This is a genomic window from Murinocardiopsis flavida, from assembly GCF_003014485.1.
GTDB lineage: Bacteria > Actinomycetota > Actinomycetes > Streptosporangiales > Streptosporangiaceae > Murinocardiopsis > Murinocardiopsis flavida.
Genome location: NZ_PYGA01000052.1, coordinates 1 through 7787, shown reverse-complemented (window position 1 = coordinate 7787; position 7787 = coordinate 1). Strand labels below are relative to the sequence as shown.

At 68.2% G+C, this 7787-nt stretch carries 12 protein-coding genes; 6 read left to right on the top strand and 6 right to left on the bottom strand.

Going from position 1 to position 7787, the window contains the following annotated elements; genetic code table 11:
- Positions 1-225: 225 nt before the first annotated feature.
- From CLV63_RS32850 to CLV63_RS32835, 4 genes are all read right to left on the bottom strand, one after another.
- Positions 226-534: a hypothetical protein gene (locus CLV63_RS32850; RefSeq protein ID WP_146165734.1), complete on the bottom strand. Its 309-nt coding sequence runs from the start codon at positions 532-534 to the stop codon at positions 226-228.
- Between the two features lie 60 nt (positions 535-594).
- On the bottom strand, positions 595-2016 hold the full coding sequence (locus CLV63_RS34310; protein WP_211301603.1) for an FtsK/SpoIIIE domain-containing protein: 1422 nt from the start codon (positions 2014-2016) through the stop codon (positions 595-597).
- On the bottom strand, positions 2009-2212 hold the full coding sequence (locus tag CLV63_RS32840; RefSeq protein ID WP_146165733.1) for a hypothetical protein: 204 nt from the start codon (positions 2210-2212) through the stop codon (positions 2009-2011). Before CLV63_RS32840 ends, CLV63_RS34310 begins: the two co-directional genes overlap by 8 nt.
- Positions 2213-2286: 74 nt before the next feature.
- Positions 2287-2625 carry a hypothetical protein gene (locus CLV63_RS32835; protein WP_106587150.1) on the bottom strand — a complete coding sequence of 113 codons (339 nt, stop codon included), beginning with the start codon at positions 2623-2625 and terminating at the stop codon, positions 2287-2289.
- Between the two features lie 175 nt (positions 2626-2800).
- On the opposite strand from CLV63_RS32835, the gene CLV63_RS32830 reads away from it, so the two are divergent.
- Positions 2801-3475 carry a GntR family transcriptional regulator gene (locus CLV63_RS32830; RefSeq protein WP_170134420.1) on the top strand — a complete coding sequence of 225 codons (675 nt, stop codon included), beginning with the start codon at positions 2801-2803 and terminating at the stop codon, positions 3473-3475.
- Positions 3476-3656: 181 nt separating this feature from the next.
- Here the strand turns inward: CLV63_RS32830 and CLV63_RS32825 are convergent, their stop codons facing one another.
- Positions 3657-3839: a DUF397 domain-containing protein gene (locus CLV63_RS32825; protein ID WP_106587148.1), complete on the bottom strand. Its 183-nt coding sequence runs from the start codon at positions 3837-3839 to the stop codon at positions 3657-3659.
- The gene (locus CLV63_RS32820; protein WP_245929306.1) at positions 3820-4656 is read right to left on the bottom strand and encodes a helix-turn-helix domain-containing protein; all 837 of its coding nucleotides are present in this window, start codon (positions 4654-4656) and stop codon (positions 3820-3822) included. Before CLV63_RS32820 ends, CLV63_RS32825 begins: the two co-directional genes overlap by 20 nt.
- Positions 4657-4979: 323 nt before the next feature.
- On the opposite strand from CLV63_RS32820, the gene CLV63_RS32815 reads away from it, so the two are divergent.
- From CLV63_RS32815 to CLV63_RS32795, 5 genes are all read left to right on the top strand, one after another.
- Positions 4980-5414, top strand: coding sequence for an ATP-binding protein (locus CLV63_RS32815; RefSeq protein WP_106587146.1), 435 nt, complete (start codon positions 4980-4982; stop codon positions 5412-5414).
- Positions 5411-5683 (top strand): hypothetical protein, encoded by a 273-nt coding sequence (locus CLV63_RS32810; protein WP_245929304.1) that lies wholly within the window; start codon positions 5411-5413, stop codon positions 5681-5683. The genes CLV63_RS32815 and CLV63_RS32810 overlap by 4 nt, the downstream gene beginning before the upstream one ends.
- 15 nt (positions 5684-5698) lie before the next feature.
- Positions 5699-5974, top strand: coding sequence for a hypothetical protein (locus CLV63_RS32805; RefSeq protein WP_106587145.1), 276 nt, complete (start codon positions 5699-5701; stop codon positions 5972-5974).
- Between the two features lie 157 nt (positions 5975-6131).
- Positions 6132-6542, top strand: coding sequence for a helix-turn-helix domain-containing protein (locus CLV63_RS32800; RefSeq protein ID WP_106587144.1), 411 nt, complete (start codon positions 6132-6134; stop codon positions 6540-6542).
- A gap of 265 nt (positions 6543-6807) precedes the next feature.
- Positions 6808-7650 (top strand): endonuclease/exonuclease/phosphatase family protein, encoded by an 843-nt coding sequence (locus tag CLV63_RS32795; RefSeq protein ID WP_106587143.1) that lies wholly within the window; start codon positions 6808-6810, stop codon positions 7648-7650.
- Positions 7651-7787 lie beyond the last annotated feature (137 nt).

Genomic DNA, 7787 nt, shown 5'->3' with positions numbered 1-7787 from the left:
GTCCTGGGCGTTGTCCATCGCATCCGGGAACCCATGGGACACCAGGACCTCAGAGACGTCTTGGATCAGCGGCCAGGAGAAACGCGGATCCGGCAGTGCCGGATACGGCAGGGGGAAATGAGGCATGACGAAGGAGACCTTTCGGCACAAGGAAGAAAGAGAAGAGGGGGAAGGGGGGAAGGGGCGCGCCCCGGCAACCTCCCAGTCCGCCGGGGCGCGCGCCTGCTACAGAAGAACCGCGCCAGACGAGGCGGACCCCGCCGGGGCCAGGCCCGCAGTCGACAGCAGGGCGGCCGCGTGCTCCCACATCAGCGGCACCACCCGGTCGCGGTCACCAGGCTCCATCCGGCACCGGCCGTACCCGCCCGCATCGACGGGCAGGCCCAGGAACCGGGTCATCAGCGGCTCAGCCGCCCCGACGCGGGTCGAAGGCGTCATCGAGGCCACGACCGCGCGCAACGCGAGTTCGTCAGGCGGGACCGTGGCGACACGGAGACCATCGCGGGACGTGGAGTACAGGGGGACAGGGGACATGGGGGGCATGGGGGATGCACCTCACAGAGAAGAGGGGTGTACTGCCGGTCGGTCACAGATTCAGGTGCGGCCCCCGTCCCGCAGCGCCGCACCCCGCGCCACCACCTGGCCAATGTCACCATCGGACAGGAACGCCGCCTTCACCGAGGCCGGAACCCCGCCTTCCGCGAGCAGCAGCCCGAGCCCGCGATCCTCCGGCGCGATCGTCGCCGCATTGTGGCCTTCCGAGGCCCACCCCGCCCCGAGCACCGTGTCCGAGGCGTCCCGTGTGGAGCACCGCAGCACCCACCGGTAGCCGAACAGATCCCGAAGACTGGTCGGCACCACGTCCGAAGAGGGTTTCTGCGTGGCGCACACGGCGATGATGCCCGCCGCACGGCCCCGCGCCACCACATCGGTCAGCACCCGATTGAACCGGTCCCGGAGCTTGCGATCCGGGTGTGCCGTGAACAGCCGCAACTCATCCACCACGAGCAGCACGAGCGGGAGCCCCATGTTTCGCGTAATCACTCGCGTGCCCGAGGCAGCCAGCTTCGCGTACCGGCCGTCCATCGTGACGACCAGGTCATCAAGCAGCGCACACGCATCCTCGATCGTGACCGCCAACGGCGCCGACAGCACCGGCACCCACAGGCCGAGTTCCACCTGTTTGCCGTCGATGCCCAGCACGAGCACATCCGGATCCAGCGCCGCCGCCGCAAGCACCGAGGACACCGCCACGCTCTTGCCCGCTTCCGGCTCACCGCCCACCAACACATTGCGGCCCGGTAGACCCACCTGCACCCACGACCCCATGTCGTCCATGCCGACCGGAACGCCGTCCCACAGCGACCACCGGTCCGCGCCCACCAGCGGCGAACGAATCATCATCGGATTCCGCATTTCGTCACGGAAAGGGTGCTTCCGAAGGATGTCCACATCAGGCCACCGTGCGGCATCCGGATTCGGGTGAACCCGCACCGCACGGACATCCAGCGCGGCGGCAAGCCGGTCCGCGCCCGCCTCCAGATCGGCAGCGGAGTGCCCGCGTGGCAGGCGGATCCGCAATCGGTTACCTGTGGGTAGATCAGTCACGTTCATCACTCTAGGCACACGCACCGCAACCGTCTCCAGACCGCTGAATCGGCACGCGCGATCCCAGTGGCGCCGCACACGCGCATGTGATAACCACACACGCAGCGCCGTACGCACTACGGGAACGCACACCGACCCCAGCAGCAGCACCCCGGCCGCGCCGCCCGCCAGCAGCCCCGCACCGAGCACGGCGTTGACGTTCAGGCCGACCGCCGCCCAGACCGCCCCCGCCCCGCCCAGCGCCGCCAGCACCGGCACAGCGAGAAGCAGCAGTTCACGGCGCCACAGCCACGCCGGACGCAGCACCTCAACAGCGATCCAGGACGCCGCCGAATGCTGCACACGCGTCTTGACGTCCGGCCGCTCAACGATGGTGAGGCCGACCGGTTTGCGCAGGTCGTCACTCATCAGCACCCCCCGCAGACCGCGCATACGGCGGGGGCGGGATGTCCGCACACAGTTCCCGCACCGCCCACGCCGCCAATTCGACACACCAGGCATCGACCGCCGAGGCCAGCGACCCGGCCAGCGCCGCCGCTTCCTCACTGTTCAGCGCCGAGGCATCCAGGCGCAGCGCCACCAGGTCATCGGAGACCACCAGCACGGGCGCACCCCCGGACGCCCCGGCGCACGTGGCACCGGCCGCCCCCGACAGCGACACCGTCACCCGCGCCGGACTCACTTCGCCCCGCCCGACGCCGAACCCGAGGAAGCCGCAGGCTTGGCGGCCGCGATCCGATCCGCCGAGAACGACATCCCCGAGCGGTCGCCCATGCTCCAGTGCAAGCACGACATCCCCACCACACTCACGGACTCATCCACCGCCAGAGTCAACGGGCCCGGCACGTTGACCCTGATCAACTCGGCTTCCGAACCGTCCATCGCCATGAGGCCGACCCTCCACTGCGCCGTGCCGTCCGGCCGTGTCTTGGGCTTGCCCGACTCGAAATCCAGCACCTCACGCGGCGGCACCGCCACCCGGAACGTCAGCGCCGACACATCCACAGGGAAACGCATGTCTCACCTTCTCCATTGATACCGGCCAAGCTTGGCCGCCTTCCTTTGCACTATGAAGGCGGCTAGGCTTGGCCGTCAACGGAGATCGCACACAGTTTTGCCCGATGTCCGAAACGCCCGACTTCCGGGAGAGCACATGGCCCCGCCCATCAAATGGGAAGCTGCTTCGATTGCGTTGCGCGCCGAAATCACGGCCGGGACCTACCCCCCCGGCGCCCCGCTCCCGTCCATCGCCGAAGTCAGCGCCCGCTACGACGTCGGCAACAAGGCCGCCCGCAAGGCTTTGCGGGATCTGGTTGAACGGGGGGTCGCCGTCGCCCACAAAGGCCGGGGAACCTTCGTTGCCGACCACCCGCTAGCCCCGACCGGCCCCGAAGGGGACGCCCTCACCCCGCACACCCGTCCGGCCACCCCGCGCCCCCGCCGCACCCACGCCGCCCGCCGCCGCGCCCCCGCCGACGCCCCCACCGCAGGCGACGACGACCTTCACGCACTCACCAGCACCGAGCGCGCCCCCGCCCCCACCGACATCGCGATCATCCTCGGCACCGGGGAACGCGACGTGCCGACCGTGCGCCGGATCCTCAGCGACGAACACAGGCCCGTCGTACTGCGCACGCACTACACCCCCGACACCGAAGCACTCGCCGACGCCACCACCGTCGTCACCCACACCAGCGCCCGCACCGCCACCGCCGAGGAAGCCGACGCGCTACAAATGAGCCGGGCGAACGTGGTTCTCCTGCACGATGAGACGAGCTACCGCCTAGACGGCCCCGCTGTCGAGCACACCCGCACCGCCTACCGCGCCGACGCCGTCCGCCTGTCCGACCAGTACCAACCCCGCTGAACAGCGGCCGCCGGTGGTGAGGCACGCGCGCACCCGACGCAGGCCGCCGGCGGCGCTATGGCCAGGTGAGATGTCGGCAAGGGCCGCCGGCCCCCTGCTCACGCCAGCGCGTACCCCAGGCAACACAAAACCCCCGGACGACGTCCGAGGGCAAGAGTGTGGAGTTTTTAGGGGACGGTGGCTAGAGCGCGCCCGTCTTGACGTCTTCCAGGAACGCGACCCACGCCGCACCGCTAACCCCGACATGGCCGAGGTCGCGGTTCTGCGTGTCCCGCACGTAGACCGCCCCTGGTGTCTCCGCGACCTCTACGCAGTTGCCGCCGTGTTGGCCGCTGTAGCTGGACTTATGCCAGTTCAGATCCATCGAAGCCTTCCTTCGCGTCCTTCAGTAGCCGGTGAGACTCGTCCGGGGACAGCGCTACCTCTTGCAGGTCGCCGAACTGCAACACCATGGCGCGGACGGCGCCGGGTGTGTGGACCATCCTGCCACTTAGGGCGTCTTCCACGTACACCAGGTCTCGGCCGTCCGTGAGCGAGAGCAGCGTGAACGGTCCGGTCAGTCCCGGATGTTGACCTCTCCCGGTCGGTATGACGAGGAGCTTGAGAATGCGTTGCTCGATCATGTCGAGGAAGCGCCCTATCTGAGAGCTCATGACCCCCGCAGGTCCGATCGGACGCCGGATCACCGTCTCGTCCACGATCGCGATCATGTGTGCAGGATTCCGCTTGTTCCAGATGTTCTGACGCTTCATCCGCCCGACCACAAGCCGTTCCACAACCTCTACGGGTGCCCGCGAGTTCCCGGCTGTCAAGGTCGCACGAGCGTAGCCCTCCGTCTGGAGAAGCCCTGGAATCAATTGCGGCTCGTACGCGCGGATGATCACGGCGAGGGGTTCCGCATCAACCAGTTCGCCGATGAAGTGCGGGTACGAGTCGTTGTGAAGGCGTTCCCATAGGTCAATGAGGATGCCGTCCCCTTGCAACATCTGGTCTGCCTGCTCCGCGAACTCCTTACTCGGGTAGCGCTCACCACGTTCGATGGCCCCGGCAAGCTGGCCCGATACCTGAGCCGCCACCCCGATATCTCGTTGCGACTTCTCGGCCAAACTGCGCAAACGTGCAAGTTCTATACCGAATTGCCGAAGCGTGTGATTTTCAGTCGGGGGAATCTTCATCGCCATGACCACAGCAAACCACAGCAATAGTTCAATTACCACAAGAAGCGGAGAACGATTTCAGTGTTCTTCATTTGAACTGTATCTATAGCCGCAAGCATTTCGTGGCGCCATAGTCATCCCAAGGTCACAGCAGGAGCCGCACAAGGACGGCCCTGTCCGGTGGTCAGACACCGGACAGGGCCTAGCTCCCAACCTGAACACACAGGAAGAGGAACCGTGAGGAACGCTACCGGTCGCCACCGAGCCGCCGCACCGCTGCACCCCCATCGCCGCGGAGCTTCCCGAGTCCGCCCCTACGTGCTTGCGCCGGTCGAGGTGATTACGCCATGAGCGCCGCCGTCGCAGACCGCGCGCACCGCGCGTGCAAGCGGTTTCCCGGCGTTGAGAGCAGTGTCCGGACGTCGCGCCACTGGACCGCCGCCAAGCTCCGAATGGTCACACCGCCCCTGCCCACACAGGTCATCAGTGACGCAGCCCTGATCATCAGCGAGTTGGGGACGAACGCGATCCTGCACACCGCGAGCGGGAGCGGCGGCAACTTCGCCGTCACGCTTGAGGTCGACCCCGCCCAGGTGCGCATGTGGGTGATGGACCAGGGGTCCGACACGATCCCGATCCCCCGCACCGACGCCCGCGACGACGAGGACGAATGCGGCCGGGGATTGCGCATCGTCGAGGCGTTCGCCGACGAATGCGGACCGGTCATCACCGATGAGGCCAGCGGCTACACGGCCACGATCCGGATCAGGGTACACGCGTGAACGACGCCACCGGCCAGGGCAAGGCCCCGTTGGCAGACGACCTGTCCCGGATCGTGCCCGAGTCCCCCGAGGACAAGGCCGACATCCTGTTCGACCGCGTATCCGAGTCGCTACGCGACCACCGCGACACCCGCGCGACCAAGAGCGATCTCCGCAACTCCCTGATCCGCGCCGACGCGGCGTTCCAGGAGCTGCACGACTGGATCACCGACGGCAAACCCCTGCCCGACCCGTGGCGACGCGCCCACCCGGACCACCCGCCCGCGTGACCGACCGAGGTTTCCATGTACTACAACGTGTTCCCCTCCGAGGCGCTACGGCGCGCCCGCACCGCGCACGGCGCCTACGAGATCAGCGAGACCCGCGACGACCACGGCCGCGCCGAGGTCATCGCGGTGCTGCGCATGGACCACCGCGACACCGGACGCCCGGCATTGGTGTGCGCGGGCAGTGTCGCCGATCTGGTTACCGAACTCACGGGCACGCGGCCGACAGGGCTTCCCCAACGCGACCGGAAGCACGCTTACTTCGAGATCCCGCCGAACCCCCCTGCCCGTTGACCACCGGCCCGTGGTGCGCTTCATCGCCACGGGTCGGGCACCGTCCCCCTCCCAGCGCGCCCGGTCCCGCTTCCCGCCGCCCCTCCCAGGCGGGATCCCTCCCAGCGGGGCCGGGCGCCCCCGACCACCCGTCTCCCCGAACTAGGAAGCTCGCTACGTGGCCGACGTATCCCCATCTCCCCCTGCTGACCTAATCCTGCTGGTCGCCGCTCGCATCAGGCAGTTCCGCCGACGCAAAGGCGTGACGCAGGACGCTCTCGGCGGCATGTGCGGAGTCAGCGCCGCCTACATCAGCAGTTTGGAGCGCGCTCATTGCAGGCCGACCGTGGTCACGCTGCAACGCATCGCCACCGCGCTAGAGGTCCCCGTGACCAGCCTCATCACCGAGGACCCCGCGCCCCCCGCGCCGCCGCCGCTACCGCCACCGGAGCCGCTGAATCTCAAGGGCACCGTTCTCGCGGTCGTCGTGATGCGCCCCAACGGGTGCGTCACAGCAGTGCCCACCCCGAGGGTGACCGGCACCGAGGCGAGAAGAACTAAGGTCACGAGCCCCGAAGCTGAGCGGTGACCTGTATCCCGCGACCCCGAGAGCGCGGCCCCCCGGAAGCGTCCACGCGTTCTGTCCCCTTGCGCTTAGGGCCGCACAGCCCACCCCCGACCCGAGAAGAGTTCCATGCTTGCGCAAATCCTGTCAGCCGAAGTGTCGGACTGGAATCACCCGTGGATGCCGAGGAATCCGAGGCCGTCAGAGCCGCCACAGCCGAAGGAGCCGAAGCCCAGCAAGTAGGGAGAGCACACCGCACCGGCCCGCACCCCCTAGAGAGGAACAATCCTTGCTCCGGATCACCAGCCAGAACCTCTTGCACGGCAGCGTCCAGACGCCCCGTGGCGACTCCGATGACCGGTGGCCGATCATCGCCGAGGCCATCCGCAGCGAAAACCCCGACATCCTGTGCGTGCAGGAGATTCACGGATGGCGGGAGCGGAACTATCAGCAGCTCTACCGCGCACAGCGTGATCTCGGCATGCACACCGCCGGGTGGATCCCCGGTGCCCGGAGCATCGGCGGAACCCTGGTCATGTACCGCGATCGGCCAGGACTCACCCAGGCCCAGTGGGAGGACAAGGACGGGGCAGAGCTGTACCACGGACTCGGCGCGGCGGTCTTCGACACCGGAGCGCCGACCCCTGTGACTGTCGCATCCGTACATCTCAATGCCGCCTCTGCGACCGAGGCCGAGGCCGAGGCGATCAAGACCGCCGCGCGCGTCTACCGCTACGGCGGGTTGGGCGTGCTCATCGGCGACGTGAACCACCTACCGCTCAGCGACCCCGCCCCCGACCCGGACGGGTTGCCTGCGCTGAACGTGTCCGGCCTCTTCGACCTGATGGGAGATGGGCAGCGCGTGCCCAACCGGCAGGTGTCGCGCCGCCTGACCTTGGCGGCGATGACCGATGCCGCCGCGCACCTGGCAGCCGCCACCGGGGACGCGTCCCTGTTGGCACCGACCACGGCGTGCGGGGTCCGCCGCGACCAGGCATGGGTCACCCCGTCCCTGGTCCCTGCACTCACTGGGTACCGGAGCACCCCCCACGAAGGGTCCGACCACCACATGATCAGCATCGACATCGACCCGGCGCTGATCGACTACACCGCCATCAAGCGCGCCGGATAGCCCCGCCGCCACGGCGAGGCATGGCCCGAGGCCGGTTCCGAATTTCCCTACAGGATCAAGGCCCGCCCGCGCTTCGCGCGGGCGGGCTTACGCGTTTCATGGAGGCCGGGCCGGGGTCGGCGCTCCCGGACAGCCGC

Excerpts from the sequence above, each read along its gene's own strand:
- CLV63_RS32850 (WP_146165734.1), bottom strand. The coding sequence starts at position 534 with ATGTCCCCTGTCCCCCTGTACTCCACGTCCCGCGATGGTCTCCGTGTC.
- CLV63_RS34310 (WP_211301603.1), bottom strand. The coding sequence starts at position 2,016 with ATGAGTGACGACCTGCGCAAACCGGTCGGCCTCACCATCGTTGAGCGG.
- CLV63_RS32835 (WP_106587150.1), bottom strand. The coding sequence starts at position 2,625 with ATGCGTTTCCCTGTGGATGTGTCGGCGCTGACGTTCCGGGTGGCGGTG.
- CLV63_RS32825 (WP_106587148.1), bottom strand. The coding sequence starts at position 3,839 with ATGGATCTGAACTGGCATAAGTCCAGCTACAGCGGCCAACACGGCGGC.
- CLV63_RS32820 (WP_245929306.1), bottom strand. The coding sequence starts at position 4,656 with ATGGCGATGAAGATTCCCCCGACTGAAAATCACACGCTTCGGCAATTC.
- CLV63_RS32815 (WP_106587146.1), top strand. The coding sequence starts at position 4,980 with ATGAGCGCCGCCGTCGCAGACCGCGCGCACCGCGCGTGCAAGCGGTTT.
- CLV63_RS32805 (WP_106587145.1), top strand. The coding sequence starts at position 5,699 with ATGTACTACAACGTGTTCCCCTCCGAGGCGCTACGGCGCGCCCGCACC.